General features: G+C 71.9%; 21 protein-coding genes and 1 pseudogene. 6 read left to right on the top strand and 16 right to left on the bottom strand.

Annotated elements, in window-relative coordinates:
- Position 1: 1 nt before the first annotated feature.
- The 3 genes from AC2RP6_RS16510 to AC2RP6_RS16520 form a co-directional block, all read right to left on the bottom strand.
- A complete protein-coding gene (locus AC2RP6_RS16510) occupies positions 2 to 769 on the bottom strand; it encodes a hypothetical protein (protein WP_486446904.1) in 768 nt (255 codons plus the stop codon).
- 131 nt (positions 770 to 900) lie between these two features.
- Positions 901 to 1,149: a hypothetical protein gene (locus AC2RP6_RS16515; protein WP_030663834.1), complete on the bottom strand. Its 249-nt coding sequence runs from the start codon at positions 1,147 to 1,149 to the stop codon at positions 901 to 903.
- Positions 1,150 to 1,288: 139 nt separating this feature from the next.
- Positions 1,289 to 2,437 carry an adenosine deaminase gene (locus AC2RP6_RS16520; RefSeq protein WP_486446905.1) on the bottom strand — a complete coding sequence of 383 codons (1,149 nt, stop codon included), beginning with the start codon at positions 2,435 to 2,437 and terminating at the stop codon, positions 1,289 to 1,291.
- A 113-nt stretch (positions 2,438 to 2,550) separates the two neighbouring features.
- Between AC2RP6_RS16520 and AC2RP6_RS16525 the strand changes: the two genes are divergently transcribed.
- The 3 genes from AC2RP6_RS16525 (at position 2,551) to AC2RP6_RS16535 (ending at position 5,141) form a co-directional block, all read left to right on the top strand.
- Complete coding sequence (locus AC2RP6_RS16525; RefSeq protein ID WP_486446906.1) at positions 2,551 to 3,285, top strand: alpha/beta hydrolase; 735 nt, start codon at positions 2,551 to 2,553, stop codon at positions 3,283 to 3,285.
- A gap of 109 nt (positions 3,286 to 3,394) precedes the next feature.
- On the top strand, positions 3,395 to 3,763 hold the full coding sequence (locus AC2RP6_RS16530; RefSeq protein WP_486446907.1) for a cupin domain-containing protein: 369 nt from the start codon (positions 3,395 to 3,397) through the stop codon (positions 3,761 to 3,763).
- 280 nt (positions 3,764 to 4,043) lie between these two features.
- Positions 4,044 to 5,141, top strand: a complete 1,098-nt coding sequence (locus AC2RP6_RS16535; RefSeq protein ID WP_486446908.1) for a helix-turn-helix transcriptional regulator — start codon at positions 4,044 to 4,046, stop codon at positions 5,139 to 5,141.
- Here the strand turns inward: AC2RP6_RS16535 and AC2RP6_RS16540 are convergent.
- Together AC2RP6_RS16540 and AC2RP6_RS16545 are read right to left on the bottom strand one after the other, a co-directional pair.
- The gene (locus AC2RP6_RS16540; RefSeq protein ID WP_486446909.1) at positions 5,045 to 6,157 is read right to left on the bottom strand and encodes a hypothetical protein; all 1,113 of its coding nucleotides are present in this window, start codon (positions 6,155 to 6,157) and stop codon (positions 5,045 to 5,047) included. The two genes, AC2RP6_RS16535 and AC2RP6_RS16540, sit on opposite strands and share 97 nt — an antisense overlap.
- 62 nt (positions 6,158 to 6,219) lie before the next feature.
- Positions 6,220 to 7,191, bottom strand: coding sequence for a LysR family transcriptional regulator (locus AC2RP6_RS16545; protein WP_486446910.1), 972 nt, complete (start codon positions 7,189 to 7,191; stop codon positions 6,220 to 6,222).
- Positions 7,192 to 7,284: 93 nt separating this feature from the next.
- On the opposite strand from AC2RP6_RS16545, the gene AC2RP6_RS16550 reads away from it, so the two are divergent.
- Positions 7,285 to 8,568, top strand: coding sequence for an MFS transporter (locus AC2RP6_RS16550; protein ID WP_486446911.1), 1,284 nt, complete (start codon positions 7,285 to 7,287; stop codon positions 8,566 to 8,568).
- A gap of 89 nt (positions 8,569 to 8,657) precedes the next feature.
- Positions 8,658 to 9,371, top strand: a complete 714-nt coding sequence (locus AC2RP6_RS16555) for a L,D-transpeptidase family protein (RefSeq protein WP_486446912.1) — start codon at positions 8,658 to 8,660, stop codon at positions 9,369 to 9,371.
- 2 nt (positions 9,372 to 9,373) lie between these two features.
- Here the strand turns inward: AC2RP6_RS16555 and AC2RP6_RS16560 are convergent, their stop codons facing one another.
- Complete coding sequence (locus tag AC2RP6_RS16560) at positions 9,374 to 10,798, bottom strand: MFS transporter (protein ID WP_486446913.1); 1,425 nt, start codon at positions 10,796 to 10,798, stop codon at positions 9,374 to 9,376.
- 189 nt (positions 10,799 to 10,987) lie between these two features.
- Between AC2RP6_RS16560 and AC2RP6_RS16565 the strand changes: the two genes are divergently transcribed.
- On the top strand, positions 10,988 to 11,998 hold the full coding sequence (locus AC2RP6_RS16565; protein WP_486446914.1) for a sigma-70 family RNA polymerase sigma factor: 1,011 nt from the start codon (positions 10,988 to 10,990) through the stop codon (positions 11,996 to 11,998).
- Here AC2RP6_RS16565 and AC2RP6_RS16570 read toward each other — a convergent pair.
- The 10 genes and pseudogenes from AC2RP6_RS16570 to AC2RP6_RS16615 all read right to left on the bottom strand — a co-directional run bounded on the left by AC2RP6_RS16570 (position 11,885) and on the right by AC2RP6_RS16615 (position 22,873).
- Positions 11,885 to 12,220 carry an STAS domain-containing protein gene (locus AC2RP6_RS16570; protein WP_486446915.1) on the bottom strand — a complete coding sequence of 112 codons (336 nt, stop codon included), beginning with the start codon at positions 12,218 to 12,220 and terminating at the stop codon, positions 11,885 to 11,887. The two genes, AC2RP6_RS16565 and AC2RP6_RS16570, sit on opposite strands and share 114 nt — an antisense overlap.
- 96 nt (positions 12,221 to 12,316) lie before the next feature.
- On the bottom strand, positions 12,317 to 12,907 hold the full coding sequence (locus AC2RP6_RS16575) for a Uma2 family endonuclease (protein ID WP_486446916.1): 591 nt from the start codon (positions 12,905 to 12,907) through the stop codon (positions 12,317 to 12,319).
- A gap of 96 nt (positions 12,908 to 13,003) precedes the next feature.
- Positions 13,004 to 14,281, bottom strand: a complete 1,278-nt coding sequence (locus AC2RP6_RS16580; protein WP_486446917.1) for a thymidine phosphorylase — start codon at positions 14,279 to 14,281, stop codon at positions 13,004 to 13,006.
- 96 nt (positions 14,282 to 14,377) lie between these two features.
- Complete coding sequence (locus tag AC2RP6_RS16585; protein ID WP_486446918.1) at positions 14,378 to 14,776, bottom strand: cytidine deaminase; 399 nt, start codon at positions 14,774 to 14,776, stop codon at positions 14,378 to 14,380.
- Positions 14,773 to 16,035, bottom strand: coding sequence for an ABC transporter permease (locus tag AC2RP6_RS16590; protein WP_486446919.1), 1,263 nt, complete (start codon positions 16,033 to 16,035; stop codon positions 14,773 to 14,775). The genes AC2RP6_RS16585 and AC2RP6_RS16590 overlap by 4 nt, the downstream gene beginning before the upstream one ends.
- Entirely contained in the window at positions 16,032 to 17,147 is a 1,116-nt protein-coding gene (locus AC2RP6_RS16595; protein ID WP_486446920.1) for an ABC transporter permease, read from the bottom strand. Before AC2RP6_RS16595 ends, AC2RP6_RS16590 begins: the two co-directional genes overlap by 4 nt.
- Positions 17,144 to 18,805 carry an ABC transporter ATP-binding protein gene (locus tag AC2RP6_RS16600; RefSeq protein ID WP_486450356.1) on the bottom strand — a complete coding sequence of 554 codons (1,662 nt, stop codon included), beginning with the start codon at positions 18,803 to 18,805 and terminating at the stop codon, positions 17,144 to 17,146. Before AC2RP6_RS16600 ends, AC2RP6_RS16595 begins: the two co-directional genes overlap by 4 nt.
- Positions 18,806 to 19,037: 232 nt before the next feature.
- Positions 19,038 to 20,096: a BMP family lipoprotein gene (locus AC2RP6_RS16605; RefSeq protein WP_486446921.1), complete on the bottom strand. Its 1,059-nt coding sequence runs from the start codon at positions 20,094 to 20,096 to the stop codon at positions 19,038 to 19,040.
- A 229-nt stretch (positions 20,097 to 20,325) separates the two neighbouring features.
- Positions 20,326 to 21,569, bottom strand: a pseudogene (locus AC2RP6_RS16610) (amidohydrolase).
- A gap of 137 nt (positions 21,570 to 21,706) precedes the next feature.
- Entirely contained in the window at positions 21,707 to 22,873 is a 1,167-nt protein-coding gene (locus AC2RP6_RS16615; protein ID WP_486446922.1) for a hypothetical protein, read from the bottom strand.
- Between the last annotated feature and the right edge of the window lie 9 nt (positions 22,874 to 22,882).

Genomic DNA, 22,882 nt, shown 5'->3' on the forward strand with positions numbered 1-22,882 from the left:
CTCAGCCGGCCTCGCGGACCTTCTCCAGCTGCTTGTCGGTCACTTCCTGCGGCACCTGGGTCTTCTGCTGGGCCGCCGCCACGTTGAGGGCCATCAGCCGCACGACGGTGTCCCCCTCGCGCACGACGACCAGGTGGACCTGCGCCGAGACGCCCTGCCCGGCCGCGGTGGTGGTCCAGCTGACGCTCTCGTCGCCGCTGGTGCGGTAGTCGGTGGCGCGCACCTCGCGGTAGCTGCCGGTCTGCTTGTCGACGGTGGCGGTGAAACCGGCGCCGCAGGCGGCGACGGCGGCCTTGAGCCGGGAGATCAGTGCCTTGGCGTCGCTCTCGGAGTAGGAGCTGACGGACGCGGAGACCGCGAGCCCCATCTGCTTCTGGGATCCGATGCCCCGGTTGACGGTCTCGCGTGCGGCGGGGTCGGGCTTGTCGCCCATGATGTCGGCCAGCGGCTGGCAGGCCTTCTTGTCGGCCTGCGGCTGGCCGTCGGGGGCGTTGGGGTTCTTGCCCTGGGCGGAGATCTGGTAGCCGGGCAGGTCGCCCTGGGCGAGCGCGGAGCGCTCCAGCGCGGTGCCGCCGGTCTTCGGCGGGGCCGAGCCGGCCGGGTCCGGGGACGCCGCGGGAGCGCCCGGCGCTCCGGCGGCGCTGCCTTCGGAGCCCTTGGGGTCGGGGGACCTGCCCGTCGCGGGGGCGTCCGTACTGCTGCACCCCACCGCGGCGAACAGCAGGGCGGGAACCAGGGCGACCAGTGTCGCCCGTACCTTCATGCGCATGACCGAGAACCTCATACCCAGTGCGTCGGCGGGCAGTTGGTGGTGATCGTGGCACACCGCGCGGCGGCACACACACCTCGTCGAAGAGGCGTGCGACCGCCGCGCGTGCGTTCGTCCGTGTCGCGTGGGCGTCAGCCGTTGAGGGCGCCGGTGACCGGGCCCAGCAGGCCGGTGACGGCGGCGGTGGGGTCGCTCGGCTGCCCCTCTTCGTGCTTCATCTGCTGCTGGCTGGTGACGCCCTCCAGCGCGCCGGTGGCGGTGCCCAGCGCGTCGGTGATGCCGATGGCGGGAACGGCGGCGGAGGCGGTACCGGCGGCGACGGCGGCGAGGGCGGCACCGACGGCGGCGGCACCGAGGAACTTGGCAGCTGACTGCTTCATGAAAGGTATTCCTTGCGACGGGGAATTGAGCGGCTCCGCAAACTAGTCACTTCAAACCCCGGCCCGCAAACATCCGTTTATACGAGAAAGCGCCCGGAAATTGCCTCTCCCGGGCGCTTTCAGTACGTCATGCCGTGGCCTACGCCGTGACGGAACCGCTGGTGGAAGCGGTCTGGCGGAACAGCCACTCCGACTTCAGCTCCGCATAACCGGGCTTGATGACCTCGTTGATCATGGCCAGTCGTTCATCGAAAGGAATGAACGCGGACTTCATCGCATTGACGGTGAACCACTGCATGTCGTCGAGGGTGTAGCCGAAGGTGTCCACCAGGTGCTCGAACTCGCGGCTCATGCTGGTGCCGCTCATCAGCCGGTTGTCGGTGTTGACCGTCAGCCTGAAGTGCAGCTTCCGCAGCAGACCGATCGGGTGCTCGGCGTACGAGGCGGCCGCGGCGGTCTGCAGGTTCGAGGTCGGGCACATCTCCAGGGGGATGCGCTTGTCCCGGACGTAGCTGGCCAGGCGGCCCAGCGTGACCGAGCCGTCCTCGGCGACCTCGATGTCGTCGATGATCTTCACGCCGTGACCGAGGCGGTCCGCGCCGCACCACTGCAGGGCCTGCCAGATCGACGGCAGGCCGAAGGCCTCGCCCGCGTGGATCGTGAAGTGGTTGTTCTCGCGCTTGAGGTACTCGAAGGCGTCGAGATGACGGGTGGGGGGGAACCCGGCCTCGGCGCCGGCGATGTCGAAGCCGACCACGCCGTTGTCGCGGTAGCGGTTGGCCAGCTCGGCGATCTCCAGCGCGCGGGCCGCGTGACGCATCGCGGTCAGCAGGGCGCCGACGCGGATGCGGTGGCCGTTGGCCCTGGCGCGGCGCTCGCCCTCGCGGAAGCCGTCGTTCACGGCCTCGACGACCTCTTCGAGGGTCAGGCCGGCTTCGAGGTGCTGCTCGGGGGCGTAGCGGATCTCGGCGTACACGACGCCGTCCTCGGCCAGGTCCTCGGCGCACTCGGCGGCGACGCGGAAGAGGGCCGCCTTGGTCTGCATGACCGCGCAGGTGTGGGCGAACGTCTCCAGGTAGCGCGGGAGGGAGCCGGAGTCGGCGGCCTCGCGGAACCAGATGCCGAGCTTGTCGGCGTCGGCCTCGGGGAGGTTCTCGTAACCGACCTCGCGGGCCAGCTCGATGATGGTCCCGGGACGCAGTCCACCGTCGAGGTGATCGTGCAGGAGCACCTTCGGGGAACGACGGATCTGATCCGGGGTCGGCAGGTTGGGGGTCTCGCTCGTCATCTGCGCACTCTACTCCTACGCGCGTAGAGCGTCGTGTCCCCGGCGGGCGTCGATATGTAACAGAGACCGCGCGGACGGATGGCGTACACCCGAAGGTCTGAGACTGTTCCGCCATGGCACAGCATGCGCCGCCGGCGCGCGGGGCCCGCCTGGGGCGGGCGGCCGGCGCGAGAACCGGCACGGGTCCGACGGAAAGCCCGGTCAACGGGGTGGTGCTCCTGCTTCCCGGGGCGTCCAGATTCTCCCCCGGCCCCCTGCGGCCGCTCGCGCGGGCGCTGGCCCGGGCCGGCGGCGGGGACGGGCTGGTCACCCATGCCGTCATCCACGGCGGGGACTCCGCGCGGGAGGAGCAGGCGCGGTGGGCGGCCGACGAGGCGGTGCGGCGGTACGGCGACGTGCCGGTGTGCCTGGCCGGCTACGACGCGGGAGGGCTGGCCGCGCTGCGGGCGGCGGGGCACGACGCCGTCAACTCGGTTCTGGTCCTGGCCCCTTGTCTGGGGGACGGCGCGCCCGCGGACTCCCCTGAACCGGTGAAACACCTGTCGGGGCGCCAGGTGTTGATCGTGCACGGCACGAACGACGCGCGCAGTGACCCGGAGACCTCGTTCCGGCTGGCGGAGCGGGCGAAGAAGGCGAACCGCTCGACGTGCCGGTTCGAAGTGCACTCGGACGGTCACGGGCTGCGCGAGCACCAGGCGGAAGTGGTGGCGCTGGGCGTGGACTTCGTCCTGGGCGCGGTCTTCTCCGGCCGGTACTCGCGACCCGTCACCGACGCCTTGGCCGCGCCGCCGCCGCTGGGCCTGCGGATGCCCCTGGCCTCGGGCTTCGGGAGGTCCCTGCGGGGGTGAGGGCGGGGGCCGCGGGCGCTGCCGGAACGGTACTCCGCGCGGCGGACCGCGCGGCGTACCGTGAGAAGTGGACTCGGGGTGCCCGCTTCTCCCCCGGAGGCGATCCGCCATGGCAGCGATGGACCGCAGGAACTTCGACGAGCCGGACGAGAGCAGGCCGTTCGTCGGCGGCATGGGCAGGCTGGACCTGGTGGACACCGGGGACGGGGCGGTCGGGCGGGCCGTCTTCCTGCCGGGCTGGAAGTGGTCGGAGCACGTCCGGCCGCTGGCCGGGACGGACAGCTGCAGGGCCGACCACACCGGCTACGTCGTGAGCGGCAGGATGAAGGTCGTGACCGACGGCGGCGAGAGCGCCGAGTTCGGCCCCGGGGACTACATGAGGGTGCGTCCCGGACACGACGCCTGGGTGGTCGGCGACGAGCCCTGCGTGACGCTGGACTGGACCGGCTTCGCCGACTACGCGAAGCCCGCCGACTGACGGTCCCCGGACCGGGCGGGGGCCGGACCGGGGTCGGGGGCCGGACCGCCGCCTGGTCCCGCGGGTTCCCGGTGGTCGCGCCGGGCCGCGCGTGCCCGCCGCTCCGCCCCCTCACGGTCGGATGGCCCGGACGGCCCGGCGCGATCGTGCTCCCCCTTCACGCCGTGTGACCACTGTGCCCCGTCGGCATGTGCCGAATGGGTCGTCTCAGGCGTCGTCTTGCCGCCTTGCGGGAACACGAGGGGTTTACGAACTGGTCCAGACCGGCACGAATAGCCACATGTCAGCCGAGGGAACCGGAGCGTCCGGGGCGGCGGCCGGGCCCGCCGGTGTGTCCGGGGAACTGACGCCCGCCGCCCGGCGCCTGTACGCGTACGCCGTGGAGCGGCACGCCTTCGACGGCTGCGAGGCCACGCGGGCCCTCGGCGTGCGCGCGGCCGCCGCGATCACCGAGCTGGCCGCGGCGCACCTGCTGCAGCGGGCACCGGGCGGCGGACCGGACCGGTGGAGCGCGGTGGCGCCGCGGGCGGCGGCGGCCCGGGCGCTGGCCCCGCTGGCCCTGCTCGTACGGGAGACCCACGACGAGATGGACCGCCTGCGGGGGCGGCTGGAGGCGCTGGTGCCGGCGTACGAGGCGGGCACCGCGCACCGGGACCTCAGCGGGGCGGGGCGCCTGGAGCTGGTCACGGACCTCGGCGCGGTGCGGGGGCTCATCGCCGAGCTGGCCGCGGGCTGCGAGCAGGAGCTGCTGACCTCGCAGCCGGGGGGCGGACGTCCGCCGGAGACCCTGGAGGAGTCGATCGGGCGGGACGAGTCCCTGCTGACGCGCGGGGTCCGGATGCGGACCATCTACCAGCACACGGCGCGGTACTCGCGGCCCACGGCGGCGTACGTCGAGCGGGTGACGGCGCTGGGCGCGCAGGTGCGGACGCTGGGCGACGGGCTGATGCGGATGCTCGTCTTCGACGGGCGCACGGGGCTGATGGCGGTGCCGGACCGGAGCGGGGCGGCGCTGGTGGTGCGGGAACCGAGCGTCGTGCACTTCATGACCGCGGCCTTCGAGCGGTCGTGGCTGGGTGCGGAGCCGTTCCCCACGTCGGTGAGCCCTGATGCGGCGCGGTCGATCTCGGACGAGCTGCGGCAGACGATCGTGCGGCTGCTGTCGGAGGGGCTGGAGGACAAGGTGATCGCGCGCCGCCTCGGCATGTCGGAGCGGACGTGTCAGCGCCACATCGCGGAGATCATGCGCGCGGTGGGCGCCAAGTCCCGCTTCCAGGCGGGCTACCTGCTGGGCCCGCCCCCCACCCCGCCCGCGCCGCCCGCGTCCCCGCCGGACACCCCTTGGTACGGCCCCGGCCCGCCGTACCGGTCGCGGTAGGCGCGCAGCTCGGGACGGTGGATGGCGGGGAGGCGGGCCAGAGTGTCCCTGAAGGCCCGATCGTGCGGGTAGAAGCCGAGCCGGGGGCGCGGCGGCAGCGGGTAGTCGTCGCGCAGGACGCCCTCGGGCAGGGTGCCGGTCGCGGGCAGCGGCGAGGTCTCCCCCGGGAGCACGAGATGGGCCCAGACGCCGATGTCCAGCGGCACGACGGGCACTGTGCCGTCCGGGGGCCGCCACGGATCCCCGGTGACCGGATGACGGGGTACGAGGAGGATGTCGCCGTGAGGCCGGTCCGCGTGCACCCCCGGCCCGGCCAGGCTGCTGGTGAGGACCGGGGGCCCGGCCGGCAGGCAGCCGGCGACGGCGTCGCCGACCAGGTCGGCGAGTGGACCCGGCAGCTTCACCGGACGGCCTTCGCAGGCCACCAGCAGGTGCGCGAGGGCCACCGGGACGGCGGCTTCCCAGCGGTGGTTCCAGGAGCCGTCGAGTTCGACGGGCGCCACGGCGCAGGCCGCCAGGTCCAGGTCGTCCCAGCCGGGGACCGGGGCGGCGGGCGCACCCGAGGGCACCCGCCGCACGGCGTCGGGCTCCAGCCACACCGTCTGCCACAGGCCGCAGTCGTCCATCCGTGTCGCCACCGCCCGCCCGCAGCCCGCGCATGCCAGGTTGGGTCCGTCGCGGCCGTCGATGCCCCTGCAGTACCCCTCGCACTTCTCGGGTATCAGCGTCATGCCCCGGGAGTCGCCGGGCGCGATGACGATCCGGTCCCGCGAACCGAAGGACACGGCGTACTGCGGCAGGTACACCCCCTGTTCGGCCGCCAGGTCCTCGCCCACGTCGTCCCACGGCCGCCAGGGCGGGCCGGTGGGCAGCGGGTCGACGGCGTACGTCGCCGGCGCCATCAGGGGCGGGTGCAGTTGCTCCCACGCCCCGTAATGGGTGTGGACGGGGAGGGCGACCCGGGAGACGGGGGCCGTCAGCTCCGCACCGCACCCCGCGCACGCGAACACGTCCAACAGCCGTCCCCCTCGTCCCCGGCACCCCCGGTGATTCTGCTCGCGGCGGCGGTGGAGTGCCATCAGGTTTCGGGCTGGGGGCCCTCCGGTGCCGGCAGTGGTTCCAGCTCCGGGATGAGGCGGCCGCGGCGGGAGATCAGGAAGCGTTTGAACTCGGCGACCGGCGGGGTGTCGGGGTGGCCGTCGAGCCAGGCGACCCCGATCTCCCGGACGGCGCGCGGCGCGGTGACCGTCAGCTCGACGACGCCGGGGCGGGCCACGGCCGGGGGTGGCAGCAGGGCCACGCCGAGGCCGGCGGCGACCAGGCCGCGCAGGGTCTCGGCCTCTTCGCCCTCGAAGGCGACGCGCGGGGTGAAACCGGCCTCGGCGCACAGGTCGTCGGTGATGCGGCGCAGGCCGTAGCCGGCCTCCAGGGTGACGAAGGTTTCCTCCGCCGCCTCGGCGAGGCGGATGCGCTTGCGGCCCGCGAGGCGGTGGTCGTCGGGGACGACCAGCCGCAGCCGTTGTTCGTCGAGGCGGCGGGCGACGAGGTCGGGGGCGTCCGGGAGGGGCGAGGTGAGGCAGAGGTCGAGTTCGCCGGCGCGCAGCTTCTCCAGCATGGCTTCGCCGTAGTTCTGGACCAGGGAGAAGCGCACGCGCGGGTGGTCGGCACGGAAGGCGCGGATGAGGCCGGGTACGGTCTCGGGGCCGAGGGTGTGGAGGAAGCCGAAGGCGACCTTGCCGTAGGCCGGGTCGGCGTCCTGCTGGACGGATTCGGCGGCGCGGGCGATGCCATCCAGAGCCTGTTCTGCGGAGGCGAGGAAGGTGCGGCCCGCCGTGGTGAGGGCGACGGTGCGGCCCTTGCGGGCGAACAGCGAGACGCCCAGGTCCTGTTCGAGGCGGACCATGGCCCGGGACAGCGTGGACTGGGGCACGCCCAGCTCCTGGGCGGCGCGGGTGACGTGCTCGTGCCGGGCGACCGCGACGAAATGCGCCAGCCGGGGAGCGAGCAGACTTGTCACCGCCATGTCTTCTACGTAACGGTTCGTCGACATCCGCGATCCTGACCTGGACTGATGCAGCAGTGCATCGATTATCGCGATTCTGCGCATTGGACGCATGAAAAACACGGGCCTACCGTCGATGGCATGCCTCCCGTTCATACCGGGGCACCCGTCATCCCGGGTGCCTCCACCGCGTCGTCCCCCGCACCGGAGCCCCACTCCCCCGGCCGCCCCGGCTACCGCCGGATGAGCCTCGCGCTCTTCGCCGCCGGACTGGCGACCTTCGCCCTCCTCTACTCCACCCAGGCACTGCTGCCCGCGATCTCCGGCGGCCTCGGGGTGACGGCGGGTCAGGCCAGCTGGACGGTGTCCGCGGCCACCGGTGCCCTCGCCCTGTTCGTCCTGCCGCTGAGCGCTCTGTCCGAGCGGTTCGGCCGGACCCGGATGATGACCTGGTCGATGGCGGTCGCCGTCGGCGTGGCACTCCTCGTCCCCTTCGCTCCGAACCTGGAGTGGCTGGTGGTGCTGCGCGCCGTGCAGGGTGCGGCCATCGCCGGCATCCCGGCCTCCGCGATGGCGTACCTGGCGGAGGAGGTGCAGCCGCGCGCCCTGGTGGCCGCGATCGGCCTGTTCGTGGCGGGCAACTCCATCGGCGGCATGAGCGGTCGCCTCGTCACCGGCTGGGCGGCGCAACTGGGCGGCTGGCGGGCGGGCCTGGCGGCCGTCGCCGTGATGGCGCTGGTCTGCGCCGTGACCTTCCTGGTGATGCTGCCGCGCGCACGGTTCTTCCGCCCGGCGTCGCTGAACCCGCGCGCGGTGGGGCGTACGGTCGTCGGCCACCTGCGCGACCCGCTGCTGCTGCGGCTGTACGGGATCGGCGCGCTGTTCATGACGGTCTTCGGCGCGGTCTACACGGTGATCGGCTACCGCCTGGTGGCCGAGCCGTTCTCGCTGGGACAGGGCGTGATCGGCTCGATCTTCCTGATCTACCTGGTCGGTACGGTCTCCTCCGCCGCCGCCGGCAAGCTGGTGGCCCGCACCGGGCGGCGCGGGGCGCTGTACCTGGCCGTGACCACCACGGCGCTGGGCCTGCTGCTGTCGCTGTCCGACACGCTGGTGACGATCGTGCTCGGGCTGGTGCTGATCACGGCGGGCTTCTTCGCCGGGCACGCGGTGGCCTCGGCCGCGGTGAGCCGGACGGCGAAGACGGGCCGGGCACAGGCCTCCGCGCTCTACCAGTCGGCGTACTACCTCGGTTCCAGCGTGGGCGGCACCCTCGGCGCCCTCGTCTACCACGGGGCCGGCTGGGCGGGCACGGTCGGCATCGCGCTGCTCGCGGTGCTGGGCGTCGTGTCGATCACCCTGTACGGGACGCACGCGGCCCGCGCGCAGCGGCGCGTACCGGCTTCCGCGGCGGGCGCGCGCTGACGGGACTTCGCTTCCGCCGGAGGCAACCCCTGCTCGTTTTCCGGGCATTCAACACGGAGGACGAAGTGCGGTGAGCAGGGGAGGACCGGATGGGGACGCGAAGTGCGCACGGGCGGCCGGGTCGGCGCGCGGCGGTGTGGGCCGGGGCGGCCGGGCTGGCGCTGCCGCTGGTGGTGGTCGCGGGGGGCGGTACGGCAGAGGCCGCCTCCTGCACCGCCTCCGCGGGGCCGTACCAGCGCCAGGTCGAGCAGTTCCTGGGGCGGCCGGTGGACGGGAGGCAGTCGGCGGCCGACTGCACGGCCGTCAGGGCGTTCCAGACGAAGCACGGCATCAGTCCGGCCCGGGGCCATGCCGGACCGCTGACCTGGCAGGTGATGAGCACGATGCTGGCCCAGCGGGCGGCGGGCAGCACCCCGAACCGGGCCGGTGAGTGCCCGGTCGACCGCGGGCGGATCGCCTGCGTGGACCTGACGCGGCAACTGAGCTGGATCCAGGACGGCGCCGTCCTGAAGTACGGCCCCGTCCCGGTGCGCACCGGCAAGGACGGCACGGAGACCCGGACCGGACCGAAGAAGATCTACCACCGCAGCATCGACCACTGGTCGACGCTCTACGACGTGTCGATGCCGTACGCGCAGTTCTTCGACGGGGGCATAGCCTTCCACTCGACGACCAAGAGCATGTGGAACCCGCCCGGTTCGGGCGGCTGCGTGAACATGCGTCCCGCCGACGCCAAGGCGTACTGGAACCTGCTGGCGAAGGGCGAGGACGTCCACGTGTACGGGCGCAAGCCGGGTACGTAGTCTCAGGCGGGCGCGGCGGCGGAGGCCGGGGCCGGCGCCCCGGCCAGCGCGTCCAGCCTGCGCAGGGCGGCCCCGCGCTGGACGAGGGACAGGCCCGCCACCGCCGCCCCGAGGGCCAGCCAGCCGGCCGGGCCCGCGGCCATCACCGCGCCGGTGAGCAGCAGCGGTCCGGCGGACTTCTGGACGGACTGGGCCATGCCGGCCACGCCCAGGTACGAGGCACGCGCCTGCGGGGGCGCGAGGGAGACGGCGAGCTCCCAGGAACTCACGGAGCGCATCAGTTCGGCGGCGGTGGCCAGCACCGCCGCGGCGAGCAGGGCGGCCGAGGCGGCCCGGGCTCCGCCGCCGGTGGAGGCGGCCAGCAGGACGCAGCACAGCAGGGTGGTCAGCCCGTAGAGGGCGACGGCGCCCGCCGCCCGGCGGGGGCCCCGGACCTTCGCCGACACGCGGAGCTGGAGGACGACGACGAGCACGGTGTTGACGACCAGGAAGGCCGGGATCAGTTCGTGGGGCGCCCTGGTGTGGCTGACCAGCCACAGCGGGATCCCGATGCCCAGGATGGAGTCGTCGAGGTTCATCGGGATGTCCAGCAGGACGAAGCGGAGGTAGCCGCGGTCGCGCCAGGGACCCGGTCCGCCGGCCGGCCGCCGGTCGGCTGCGTGCGCGGCGTCGGCGGCCGGTGCGGTGGGCGCGGCGGACCCGGCGGACGCGGTGGGTGCGGTGAACGCGACGGACGCCGTGGGTGCGGCGGACGCGACGGACGCGGTGGGCGCCGCGACGAGTCCCCGGCCGCGCGGCTCCCGGGTGCGCCACACCAGGGCGGCGGCCACGAGGAACGACAGCGCGTTGGCCAGGATGAGCACGTGGTAGGCGCCGCGGGTGCCGACGGCGAGGCCGATGGCGGCCAGGCCGGCGCCGAGTGCGTAGCCGGCGTTCGCAGAACTGCGGGACAGCGCCTGGTAGGTGGCGCGGCGCTCGCCGGCGACCCGGGTGGCGAAGAGCATCTCCAGCGTCTTGGCCGCCCGGTCTCCGAGATGGGTGACGGCCACCACGGGCAGCAGCAGCGCGAAGTCGGTGACGACGAGCAGCAGGCAGAGGGTGACCAGGCGCAGCAGGTGGGCGCCGATCAGCAGGGAGCGGACGGGGAAGCGGTCGGCCAGGTGGCCCGCCAGGGGTGAGCCGGCGATGCCCGCCACCCCGGCCGCGCCGAGCAGCATGCCGACCTGCCCGGCGTCGAGGCCGATCACGAAGGTGAAGTAGAGGACGCAGGCCGCGGCCCACACGCCGGTGCCGGCGCGGTCCAGCAGCTGGGCGAGGAGCATGATCCGCGCGTCGCGGCCGCCGGGCGGCCGGCGCAGCTGCGCCAGCAGGCCCGGTTCCCGCTCGCCCCGCCGCCGCTCCTTCCGCAACGTCCCGCCGTGCCGCATCCCAGGCCTCCCCCGCCGTTGGTCGAAGTATCTCGATGTCGAGATACGAGGGAACCTTGCCGCACAATAATCTTGACGTCAAGATACTCGATGTCGACACACCAGGGCGGTCGTCCGCTTCGGGCTGCCGTTGTCAGACCCCTCCGGTAAGTTCCGAAGGAGCCACGAACGTCAGGGGGATGGACCGACATGAGCGACCTCGCGACCACCGGCGGCGACCTCGATGCGGCGATGGACCGGTACCGGGTCGAGCTCACCGGCTACTGCTACCGGATGCTCGGCTCCGCCTTCGACGCCGAGGACGCCGTGCAGGAGACCTACATCCGTGCCTGGCGCAGCCACGCGAAGTTCGAGGGCCGCTCGTCGCTGCGGTCATGGCTCTACCGGATCGCCACCAACGTCTGCCTGGACCTGCTGAACGCCGGGAACAAGCGGGCCCGCCCGATGGACCTGACCGCCCCCCAGCACCAGTCCTCCGCCGTGCTCAACCAGCGGCCCGAGGTGACCTGGCTGGAGCCCGTGCCGGACGGGCGGGTGCTGCCGCAGACCGCGGACCCGGCCGAGATGGCGCTCGCGAAGGAGTCCGTGCGGCTGGCCTTCGTCGCCGCCCTCCAGCACCTGCCGGCCAAGCAGCGCGCGGTGCTCATCCTGCGCGAGGTGCTCGCCTGGAAGGCGGACGAGGTCGCGCAGCTGCTGGACACCACGGTGGCGTCGGTGAACAGCGCGCTCCAGCGGGCGCGGGCCACGCTGGCCGGGCAGCGGATGCGCGAGAGCGAGTCGGCCGACCCGCTGGACGCGGAGCAGGCCAAGCTGCTGGAGCAGTACCTCGCCGCCTTCGAGTCCTACGACATCTCGCGCCTGACGACGCTGCTGCACGAGGACGCCGTCCTGTCCATGCCGCCCTTCGACCTGTGGCTGCAGGGCAGGGCGGACATCGCCGCGTGGCACCTCAACCAGGGCATCGGCTGCAAGGGCTCCCGCCTGGTCCCGACGACCGCGAACGGCATGCCGGCCTTCGGCCAGTACCGCCCGCGCGAGGACGGCCGGCCCGGGCACACCCCGTGGGCGCTCCAGGTGCTGGAGGTCTCAGACGGCCGGATCGTCGGCCTCAACGCCTTCCTGGACACGGCCCGGTGGTTCCCGCTCTTCGGCCTCCCCGAGCAGCTCGACGAGTCCGACGAGGCCCAGCAGGGCGCGTAGGGCGGGCGCGGCCCCGGTCACCCGCAGCGGCCGCCCCCGCGCGGTCAGCCGCAACCGGGCCAGCACCTCCACGGCACCCAGTCCCGGCGCGGTGACGGCGCGCGCGTCGCACTCCACCGCGCGGGCCCCGCCCTCGTACAGGCGGGCCAGGCGCGCGCACAGGGTCGCGGCGTCGCGTGCGGTCGGGGCGGGTCCGGGCAGCACGAGTCGGGTGGTCTCCACGAGGGGATGACTCCCCGGCCCGCCGGAACTCATCGGCCCGGACACGCACCAGCGGCGCGAACCGCCACCGGGCGAGGCCCTGCCGCGCCTCTGGGCTCAGGGGCGGGGGAAACCGGAGGTGTCGAGGGCCAGGTCGAACGGCGCCGGGAGTTTCACGGTCTCGCCGAACTTGCCCGCCCACAGCAGGCGGTACGTGCCGCTCGTCGGCTCGCCGTACAGGTGGATCGCTGGTTCTCCGGTCGCGTGCGGATCGATGAGGAGGTAGAGCGGGATGCCTGCAGTGGCACATCCGTGGAGCTTGGCGACGCGGTCATTGACCGCGTTCGACCTGGAGGTGATCTCGACGACGAGTTCGGCGGCTGCCGCAGGAATGTAGTTGGCGTCCTCCAGGACCACGTCGTCGTGGGCGACGACGAGGTCCGGGATGAACAGCCCGCTACGGGAGGGGACGGCGACGCTCAGGGTCTGGTAGACCTCGAAGTCGTCCTGAACGACGGCCAGAAGTGCACGATGCACCTGGTGGGCAATGTAGTTGTGGTGGTTCACGGGCGGTGGTGCCACGGTGATGATCCCCTCGATGATCTCCACCTTGCAGCCCTCGGGCCAGTCCGTCTCCTTCCAGAGGCGGACGAGGCCCTCCCAGCTGTCGCCGCCCCGCGGCTCCTGCTGGACGGTGAGTGCGCTCATGGTGTGCTCCTCGCTCGGTTCATCACCGATCCCAGCATGCCGAACGGGACCGGCGGGGGTCCACCGGTCCCGTTCACTCGTAGGGGAAGCCGCAGGTCAGGCGATGCGGTCCAGAACGATCGGCGTGGCGGTGAAGGACGTGCCCGTCGCGGCGATGTCGAAGGAGCCGTCCAGCGCCGCGAGGGCGTAGTCGAACTTCTCCGGGGTGTCCGTGTGCAGGGTCATCAGCGGCTGGCCCGCCGTGACGTTGTCGCCCGGCTTCGCGTGCAGCTCGATGCCGGCGCCCGCCTGCACCGGGTCCTCCTTGCGGGCGCGGCCCGCGCCGAGGCGCCAGGCGCCGACGCCGACACCGTACGCGTCCAGGCGGGTCAGGACGCCCGACTCGGGGGCGGTGACCACGTGCTGCTCGCGGGCGACAGGGAGAGCCGCGTCCGGGTCGCCGCCCTGGGCCGCGATCATCCGGCGCCAGTGGTCCATCGCGGAGCCGTCGGCCAGGGCCTTCGCCGGGTCGGCGTCCTTGATGCCCGCCGCGTCCAGCATCTCCTTGGCGAGCGCGATGGTCAGCTCGACGACGTCGGCGGGGCCGCCGCCGGCGAGGACCTCGACCGACTCGCGGACTTCGAGGGCGTTGCCGGCGGTCAGGCCGAGCGGGGTGGACATGTCGGTCAGCAGCGCGACGGTCTTGACGCCCGAGTCGGTGCCGAGGCCGACCATGGTGCGGGCCAGCTCGCGGGCGTCCTCGATGTTCTTCATGAAGGCGCCGGAGCCGACCTTGACGTCCAGGACGAGGGAGCCCGTACCCTCGGCGATCTTCTTCGACATGATCGAGGAGGCGATCAACGGGATCGCCTCGACCGTGCCGGTGACGTCGCGCAGCGCGTACAGCTTCTTGTCGGCCGGGGCCAGGCCGTCGCCCGCCGCGCAGATGACCGCGCCGGTGGTGTCGAGGACGTGCATCATCTCGTCGTTGGAGAGCAGCGCACGCCAGCCGGGGATGGACTCCAGCTTGTCGAGGGTGCCGCCGGTGTGGCCGAGCCCGCGGCCCGACAACTGCGGCACGGCCGCGCCGCACGCGGCGACGAGCGGGGCCAGCGGGAGGGTGATCTTGTCGCCGACGCCGCCGGTGGAGTGCTTGTCGGCGGTCGGGCGGGACAGGGCGTCGAAGTTCATGCGCTCGCCGGAGGCGATCATGGCCGCGGTCCAGCGGGCGATCTCGGTCCGGTTCATGCCGTTGAGCAGGATGGCCATGGCCAGCGCGGACATCTGCTCGTCCGCCACGACGCCGCGGGTGTAGGCGTCAATGACCCAGTCGATCTGCTCGGGGCTCAGCTCACCGCGGTCCCGCTTGGTCCGGATGACGGAGATGACGTCCATGAGGTGCTTCCTTCTACGCGCATAGAGAGAGGGAGAGTTCGGGAACGGAAGTGCGACGGCCCTCCGCCCGGCAGGGGCGAAGGGCCGTGGGCACGGCTATCTGAGGTGGTCGGGGCCGAAGGCCTGCGGCAGCATCGCCGAGAGCGGCAGGATCCCGTCCGGGGTCTCCACCAGCAGCTCGTCGCCGCCGAACTCGTAGAGCAGCTGGCGGCAGCGCCCGCACGGGACGAGGATCTCGCCCTTGCCGTCCACGCACGTGAAGTGCGTGAGGCGGCCGCCGCCCGTGGCCTGGAGGGAGGAGACCAGGCCGCACTCGGCGCACAGGCCCAGCCCGTAGCTGGCGTTCTCGACGTTGCAGCCGGTCACGATGCGGCCGTCGTCCACGAGGGCGGCGACCCCGACCGGGAAGCCGGAGTACGGGGCGTACGCCCGGGTCATCGCGTCCCGGGCGTGCGTCCGCAGGGCTTCCCAGTCCACCGCGTGCTCCGCGGTCACTTGCCCTGGCCCTTGCGGTACGGCATGCCGTCCGCCTTGGGCATCCGCAGGCGCTGCGCCGACAGGGCGAGCACGAGCAGGGTGGTCAGGTAAGGGGCCGCGTCGACGAACTGGCTCGGCACGGCGTCGGTCAGCGCGTACCAGACGAACAGCAGGGCGGCGAAGGCCGCCGAGATGCCCGCCTGGATGTACTTCTTCTTGTAGAGCTGCCAGACGCAGACGATGACCAGCAGGATCGCGATCAGCAGCAGCATCGCGTGGACGTTCTCGGCGCCGCCGCGCAGCTTCAGGCTGTCGATGAAGCCGAACAGGCCCGCGCCCAGCGCCATGCCGCCCGGCATCCAGTTACCGAAGATCATCGCGGCGAGACCGATGTAGCCGCGGCCGCCGGTCTGGCCCTCCTGGTAGATGGGGCTGGCGACCTCGGACAGGTACACGCCGCCGAGGCCCGCCAGGGCGCCGGAGACGATCACGGCGATGTACTTGTACTTGTAGACGTTGACGCCGAGGGACTCGGCGGCGATCGGGTTCTCACCGCAGGAGCGCAGGCGCAGACCGAAGGAGGTCCGCCACAGCACCCACCAGGTGGCGGGGATCAGCAGCAGGGCCACGATGGTCAGCAGCGAGATCTCGGTGATCAGGCCGCCGATGACGCCGGCGAGGTCCGAGACGAAGAACCAGTGCTTGCCCTGAAGATCGGCCATCCAGTCCGAGAGCCCCGGAATGGTGATCTTGGTGATCGGCTCGACCTGCGGGGACTGCTTGGAGGAGCCGCCCGGCGCCTCGGCGAACGTGAAGTTCGAGAGGTACTGGGTGAAGCCCAGCGCGAGGATGTTGATGGCCACACCGGAGACGATGTGGTTGACGTTGAAGGTGACCGTGATGATCGCGTGCAGCAGGCCTCCGACGGCGCCGCCGGCGATGCCGACGAGCACACCGGTCCACGGGCCCCACTGGTAGCCGGCCCAGGCACCGAACCAGGTGCCGAGGATCATCATGCCTTCGAGACCGATGTTGACGACGCCCGCGCGCTCGGCCCACAGACCGCCGAGACCGGCGAGACCGATCGGCACGGCGAGGGAGAGGGCTCCGGAGACCTGGCCGACGGAGGTCAGGTCGTTGGCGCCGGAGATCAGGCGGACCAGCGAGACCAGCGCGAGACCACCCGCGATGATCAGCAGGATCCAGGGGAGGGTGAGCTTCTTGCGGCTGCCCGGCGCGGGCGCCGCCTTCTTCGTGGAAACGGTGCTGGCGCTCACGCCGCGACCTCCTTCTCGGTCTTCATGGCGTGGCCCGCGGCCAGTTCCTCGCCGACCTTCTGCTGCTGGCGGCGGATGCCGTAGCGGCGGATGAGCTCGTAGGAGACGACCACCGCGATCACGATCAGGCCCTTCATGATCGTGCCGATCTCCTTGGCGTAGCCGGCCGTGTCGAGGCCGGCGGACGCCTTGTCGATGAAGGCCATCAGGAGGGCGGCGAAGAAGATGCCGACGGGGCTGTTGCGGCCGAGCAGGGCGATGGTGATGCCGGTGAAGCCGACGCCCACGGGGAAGACGAGGGTGTACGTGTGGCTCTCGCCGAGCAGCACCGGCATGCCGGACAGGCCCGCGACGGCGCCCGAGATGAGCATCGCGGTGATGATCATCTTCTTGGAGTCGACACCGGAGGCCGCGGCGGCGGACTCGCTCGCGCCGCTGGCGCGCAGGTCGAAGCCGAAGCGGGTGCGGTTCAGGACGAACCAGTAGACGACGCCGAGCGCGAAGGCGATGAAGGTGAAGCCGTAGATCTCGCCGGAGTCACCCATGGAGAGGGCCGGGAACCAGCCCGACTGGGCGATCTCGCCGGTGGTGAGGTCGTTGGAGCCCTCCACCTGGACACCCAGGTTCTTCGGCAGGATCAGCCAGGCGATGAGGCTGGTGGCGATGGCGTTCAGCATGATCGTGGAGACGACCTCGCTGACGCCGCGCTTGGCCTTGAGGACACCGGCGATACCGGCCCAGAAGGCACCGGTCAGCATGGCGACGACCACGATCAGCAGGATGTGCAGCGGACCGGGCAGCGCGATGGCGCCACCGACCACGGCGGAGATCATCGCGGCGAGGCGGTACTGGCCGTCGACGCCGATGTTGAAGAGGTTCATCCGGAAGCCGATGGCGACGGCCAGGGCTGCCAGGTAGTACGTGCCGGCCTGGTTGACGATGAGGATCTGGACGTCCTCGTAGCCACCGTTCTCGACCATGATGCGCAGGGGCTCGATCGGGTTGATGCCCGTCGCCGCCAGCACGATCATGGTCAGCACGAAGGCGCTGAGCAGCGCGAGCAGGGGTCCGGCGATGGCGAGCAGCAGCCGGTCCTTGTCGAATTTCTTCATCGGGCCTCGTCCTCCGTCGTGTCACCGTCGGCAGCGGCGGAGTGGTTGTCGGTTGCTTCCAGGTGCCCCGAGGCGGCGCCCGTCATGGCGGTGCCCAGCTCCTCGGGGGTGACGGTCGCCGGGTCGGCGTCCGCGACCAGGCGGCCGCGGTAGATCACGCGCAGGGTGTCGGACAGGCCGATGAGCTCGTCCAGGTCGGCGGAGATCAGCAGCACGGCCAGGCCCTCGCGGCGGGCCTCGCGGATCGCGTCCCAGATCTGCGCCTGCGCGCCGACGTCCACACCGCGGGTGGGGTGGGCGGCGATGAGGAACTTCGGGTTGTGGCTCATCTCGCGGCCGACGATCAGCTTCTGCTGGTTTCCGCCGGAGAGCGAGGCCGCGGTGACGTCGATGCCGGGCGTGCGCACGTCGTACTCGCGCACGATCCGCTCGGTGTCCTTGCGGGCCGCCTTCGGGTCGAGGATGCCCTTCTTGGAGTTGGGCGCCTCGGTGACGTGGCCGAGGATGCGGTTCTCCCAGAGCGGGGACTCCAGCAGCAGGCCGTGGCGGTGGCGGTCCTCGGGGATGTAACCGATGCCGCCCTCGCGGCGCTTGCGCACCGACATCCTGGTGATGTCCGCGCCGTCCAGGGTGATGACGCCCGCGTCGGGGGCCATCATGCCCATGAGGGCCTCGATCAGCTCCGTCTGGCCGTTGCCCTCGACACCCGCGATGCCGAGGATCTCGCCCTTGTGGATGGTGAGGCTGACGTCGTCCAGCAGCCGGCGGCCGACCTCCGCGCCTTCGCGCACGATGGAGTCCGTCGGCATGACGAAGCGCGCCGAGGTCTCGGGGGCGAGAGCGACGACTCCGGTCTCGAGGACGGTCAGGCCCTCGACCTTCAGCATCGGAACGTCCGTGACCGTCGACTCGCGGGTCTCGGGCGAGGGCAGCTCCGCACCGACCATCAGCTCGGCGAGCTGCTTGGGGGTGGCGGTCTTCGGGTCGGCGGTGCCGACCGTGGTGCCGCGCCGGATGACGGTGATGTCGTCGGCGACCTTCAGGACCTCGCCCAGCTTGTGCGAGATGAAGATGACGGTCAGGCCCTCGGACTTGAGCTCGCGCAGGTTGTCGAAGAGCGCGTCCACCTCCTGCGGCACGAGCACGGCGGTCGGCTCGTCGAGGATGAGGATCTTCGCGCCGCGGTAGAGGACCTTGAGGATCTCCACGCGCTGGCGGTCGGCGACACCGAGGTCCTCGACCAGGGCGTCGGGACGCACGCCGAGGCCGTACGCGTCCGAGATCTCCATGATCTTCTTACGGGCCTTGGCGCCGATGCCGTACAGCTTCTCGCCGCCGAGAACGACGTTCTCCAGGACGGTGAGGTTGTCGGCGAGCATGAAGTGCTGGTGCACCATGCCGATGCCGCGGGCGATGGCGTCGCCGGGCGTGTTGAAGGCGACCTGCTCCCCGTCGATGGCGATGGTGCCCTCGTCCGGCTTCTGCATGCCGTAGAGGATCTTCATCAGGGTCGACTTGCCGGCGCCGTTCTCACCGATCAGGGCGTGGACCGTGCCCTTGCGGACGGTGATCGCGATGTCCTTGTTGGCGACGACGCCGGGGAAGCGCTTCGTGATGCCGTGCAGTTCTACGGCGGGGGGCGGGCTGGACGCGTTGATGACGCACTCTCCTTGGCGCGAAAGGAGCGGAAGGCAGGGGGGGACAGGGCGGGGAGTGAAAGTATCGCGTCCACGATGCTTCTACGCGCGTAGCACTGTCGGAAGTGAAAACTCGCAGCCACCAAAGCTGCTTGGTCACAGACTAGTGATCACAGAATGAGGCTCGGGGCCCGGGAGCGATGTCGACCGCTTCCCGGACCCCGGGGGCCAGGACTACACGTCCAAGACGACCTTACGGCGCGGTCTTGACGGTGATCTTCTTGGCGATGATGTCGGCCTTGGCCTTCTCCACCGCGGCGATGACGTCGGTCATCTCCTTGTACTTCGGGTTGGAGTCGGCCAGGCCGACGCCGTCCTTGTCCAGGCCGTAGCGGATCTCACCGGTGGCGGGCTTGCCGTCCTCGACCGACTTGATCAGGTTGAAGACGGAGTCCGAGACGTCCTTGGTGACCGAGGTCAGGATGGAGTCCTTGTACTTCGCCAGACCGGCCTGGTTGTACTGGTCGGAGTCGACGCCGATGGCCCACTTGCCCTTGGCGGAAGCGGCCTCGATGGCACCGGAACCGGCGAGACCGGCGGCGGCGTAGATCACGTCGGCGCCCGCGTCCAGCTGGCCCTGCGCGGCGGCCTTGCCCAGGTCGGGCTTGGCGAAGCCGTCGAAGTTCGGCGGCTGGGTCAGGTACGCGGAGAGCACCTTGGCGTTCGGGTTGGTGTCCTTGACGCCCTGGGCGAAGCCCGCCTCGAACTTCTTGATCAGCGGGACCTCGACACCGCCGATGAAGCCGACCGTGCCGGTCTTGGACGCCTTGGCGGCGGCGACGCCGGCCAGGTAGGAGCCCTGCTCCTCGTTGAAGACGAGGTTGGCGATGTTGTCACCGGTGACCGAGGTGTCGTCGATGATGCCGAACGTGGTGTTCGGGAACTTCGGCGCGACCTTCTTGATGGCCGGGGCGTAGGCGAAACCGACGCCGATGACCGGGTTGTTGCCCTTGCGGGCCAGCTCGGTGAGGCGCTGGACCTTGTCGGCCTCGCCCTCGCCGTCGGTGGGCTCCGCCTCGGCGCCCTTGATCTTCAGGTCCGTCTCGGCCTTCTTCAGACCGGCGTAGGCGGCGTCGTTGAACGACTGGTCGCCGCGGCCACCGATGTCGTACGCGATGGCTGCGGACTTCTGACCCGACTCCGACGGGGAGGAGGAGGCGTCAGAGGACTTCTTTCCGCCACAGGCGGTGGCCGAGAGGGCCAGCGCCGCGGACGCGATGCCCACGGTGGCGATCCTGGTGATCCGGCGCAAGGGGAGGCTCCTTCAAAACCTGACCGAAGCGCCACGACCGGCGCTGGTTTCGCGGCGATCGTAACGCGCGTAGATGTCAGTTAAAGGCCCGTTCATGAGTCGTTATCGGATCGTCGCGAACCGGACAGTGACCGATCGGTAACTGCCAGGGCGTCCAGCCCTTGTGTACCAAGGGCTGGACAGGTCCGCCGGGAGGCGCGCCGATGTTGTAGGGACTCCGACCCGATCGCTACCTCGCGGGCGGTGTGCGGCGGCCGTCGATCAGTGCGGCGGCCGTGAAGAACTCGACCCCGACGGCGATCGCGTCCTCGTCCACGTCGAAGTCGCCGCGGTGCAGGTCCCGCTTGGCGGTGTCACCCGGCGGGCGGACCCCGAGACGGGCCATGGCGCCCGGCACGTGCTCCAGGTACCAGGAGAAGTCCTCCCCGCCGAGGCTCTGCTCGGTGTCCTCCACCGACTCGGCGCCGCGACGGGCTCCCATCGCCTCGCGCAGCAGTTCCGTGATCACCGGGTCGTTGACCACCGGCGGCACCCCGCGCACGTGGTTGATCTCGAACTTGGCGCCGTGCATGGTCGCGATCTCGTCGATCGCCGCGTGGATCATGTCCGGCGCCTCGTGCCAGGCGGCCAGGTCCAGGCACCGTACGGTTCCGGACAGCTCGGCATGCATCGGGATCACGTTGCAGGCGTGCCCGGACTCGATCCGGCCCCAGGTGACCGACATGCCCGAACGGGCGTCCATCCGGCGGGCGAGCAGCGCGGGGGCGTCGACGGCGACGCGGGCGGCGGCCGTCACCAGGTCGGTGGTCAGGTGCGGCCGGGCGGTGTGCCCGCCCGATCCGGTGAGGGTGACCTCCAGCCGGTCGCAGGCGGAGGTGATGGGGCCGGGCCGCAGTCCGATCCGTCCGGCGTCGACCCGGGGGTCGCAGTGCACTGCGACGATCCGGCCGACGCCGTCCAGCACCCCGGACTCGATGGCGTCGGTGGCGCCGCCGGGCAGCACCTCTTCCGCGGGCTGGAAGAGCAGCCGTACGGGGCGGGGCAGGAGTCCCTGCCGGTCGAGCTCCGCGAGGACGAGGCCGGCGCCGAGGACGACGGTGGTGTGCACGTCGTGACCGCAGGCGTGGGCGCGGTCCGGGGCGGTCGAGCGGTAGGAGACGTGCGTCTTGGTGTCGGGGATGGGCAGGGCGTCGATGTCCGCGCGCAGGGCCAGCATCGGCCGGCCCCCGTCCCAGGTGCCGACGTCACAGATCAGGCCGGTGCCGGACTTCAGGACCCGTGGTCGCAGGCCGGCCTTTTCGAGCCTGGCCTTGATCGCCGCGGTGGTGCGGAATTCCTGGTGTCCGGCTCCGGGTGCATGTGCAAGTCCCGGCGGAAGGCGATCAGTTCGGTGCGCAGGTGGTCCGGAAGTTTGCCGGGCAGCTCGGGCCGGTCGGACGCGACGGGCTGGAGGGTCTGGGACTCGCGGGACATCAACTGGTTCACCCGTTGAAGGGTAGGCGCACGGATGGGTCAACTGAGCGGGGATCACGAAAAGTTCATGCCGTTAGGGGAAAGAAACACCGCCTCTGGAGGCATGACAGGCTTGACCCGGGGGTAAACTCGCGCGCTCATCCGGCCGTGGGCGCCACCTGAGCGGGCAGTCTGTGCACATCACGGGCGGTGTCGGTGACGCCCGCGAGGAAGCTCCGTGCGCGGGGGGACGCGGAGCCGGTGAGCCACGCCGGGTCGACGTCGCACACGGCGACGGTGACGCCGGTACCGGACAGGGCGTACGGCAGCGTGTGGACGACCGTGGACGGAAAGCTGAGGATCGTCCGGCCGACAGGACCCCGACGGGCGATCAGCTCCAGCGGCAGGTCCGGGCGTACGATCTCCAGCCCGGTCGCCCGGCTCAGTGCGCGCAGCTTCTCCGGGGACTCGCGGCGGTGTGCGAAGTAGCGGGTGGCGCCGTGCTCCAGGGTGAGCGCGCGGACCGCCTCCTGATAGCGGTCGGGGTCCACCACGCCGGTCTCGACGAGCGAGGTGCCGACCAGGTCCGTGCCCCGGGTGAGGCGGGGCGGGCCGAAGCGGGCGCGGGTCCAGGCGAACTCGTTGGCCCGCAGGGTGGTCCCGCCGTGCGGGACGACCGGCATGGAGGTGAACACCTCGACGCGGCGGTCCCGCCCCGCTTCCGGGACGAAGCGGCGCCGCGCGGCGGCGGACACGGGCGCGTAGGCCAGCTCGCGGACACGGCCGGGCAGTCCGCCGCCGCCGACCCGGTGCCAGCGCACGAGGCGTTCGCCGCGGGCGGTCTGTGCGACGAACTCCATGGTGGCGGTGCCGTCGTCGACCACGACGAGCTCCTCGGCGCGCACCAGGGTCAGCAGGAGCTGGACGTAGCGGGAGAAGGGGTCGCCGACGACGACGGTGCGGGCCGCGCGGACGTCGCGGGCCAGGGCGGCGAGCGCCTTCAGCGGGGCGAGCCGGCTGCCGCGCGCCTCCTGCCAGCGCACCTCGCAGCCCTCGTCCCGGGCCAGTGCGGCCATCCGGCGCAGCTGGCCGCGGGACATCGGGTCGGTGGGCGGCAGGACGACGATCCGCACGGGGGCGAGTCCGCCGGCCGGGCGCGGGCCCGGCTGCGGCGCCGCCGCCCGTCCGGCGCGGCGCGTCCGCTGGCCGGGGACGCCGTCCAGCGGTCTGCCGGCCGCCGCGCCGCGCGCGTACGCCCACTCCAGCACGTTGAGGAGTTGGACCGGGCTCTCGACGAACGCCAGGGTGGAGGCGGAGGTGCTCACACGTACTCC

It is taken from the genome of Streptomyces sp. WAC03905 (assembly GCF_057371075.1).

Excerpts from the sequence above, each read along its gene's own strand:
- AC2RP6_RS16510 (WP_486446904.1), bottom strand. The coding sequence starts at position 769 with ATGCGCATGAAGGTACGGGCGACACTGGTCGCCCTGGTTCCCGCCCTG.
- AC2RP6_RS16515 (WP_030663834.1), bottom strand. The coding sequence starts at position 1,149 with ATGAAGCAGTCAGCTGCCAAGTTCCTCGGTGCCGCCGCCGTCGGTGCC.
- AC2RP6_RS16520 (WP_486446905.1), bottom strand. The coding sequence starts at position 2,437 with ATGACGAGCGAGACCCCCAACCTGCCGACCCCGGATCAGATCCGTCGT.
- AC2RP6_RS16525 (WP_486446906.1), top strand. The coding sequence starts at position 2,551 with ATGGCACAGCATGCGCCGCCGGCGCGCGGGGCCCGCCTGGGGCGGGCG.
- AC2RP6_RS16530 (WP_486446907.1), top strand. The coding sequence starts at position 3,395 with ATGGCAGCGATGGACCGCAGGAACTTCGACGAGCCGGACGAGAGCAGG.
- AC2RP6_RS16535 (WP_486446908.1), top strand. The coding sequence starts at position 4,044 with ATGTCAGCCGAGGGAACCGGAGCGTCCGGGGCGGCGGCCGGGCCCGCC.
- AC2RP6_RS16545 (WP_486446910.1), bottom strand. The coding sequence starts at position 7,191 with ATGTCGACGAACCGTTACGTAGAAGACATGGCGGTGACAAGTCTGCTC.
- AC2RP6_RS16550 (WP_486446911.1), top strand. The coding sequence starts at position 7,285 with ATGCCTCCCGTTCATACCGGGGCACCCGTCATCCCGGGTGCCTCCACC.
- AC2RP6_RS16555 (WP_486446912.1), top strand. The coding sequence starts at position 8,658 with ATGGGGACGCGAAGTGCGCACGGGCGGCCGGGTCGGCGCGCGGCGGTG.
- AC2RP6_RS16560 (WP_486446913.1), bottom strand. The coding sequence starts at position 10,798 with ATGCGGCACGGCGGGACGTTGCGGAAGGAGCGGCGGCGGGGCGAGCGG.
- AC2RP6_RS16565 (WP_486446914.1), top strand. The coding sequence starts at position 10,988 with ATGAGCGACCTCGCGACCACCGGCGGCGACCTCGATGCGGCGATGGAC.
- AC2RP6_RS16575 (WP_486446916.1), bottom strand. The coding sequence starts at position 12,907 with ATGAGCGCACTCACCGTCCAGCAGGAGCCGCGGGGCGGCGACAGCTGG.
- AC2RP6_RS16580 (WP_486446917.1), bottom strand. The coding sequence starts at position 14,281 with ATGGACGTCATCTCCGTCATCCGGACCAAGCGGGACCGCGGTGAGCTG.
- AC2RP6_RS16595 (WP_486446920.1), bottom strand. The coding sequence starts at position 17,147 with ATGAAGAAATTCGACAAGGACCGGCTGCTGCTCGCCATCGCCGGACCC.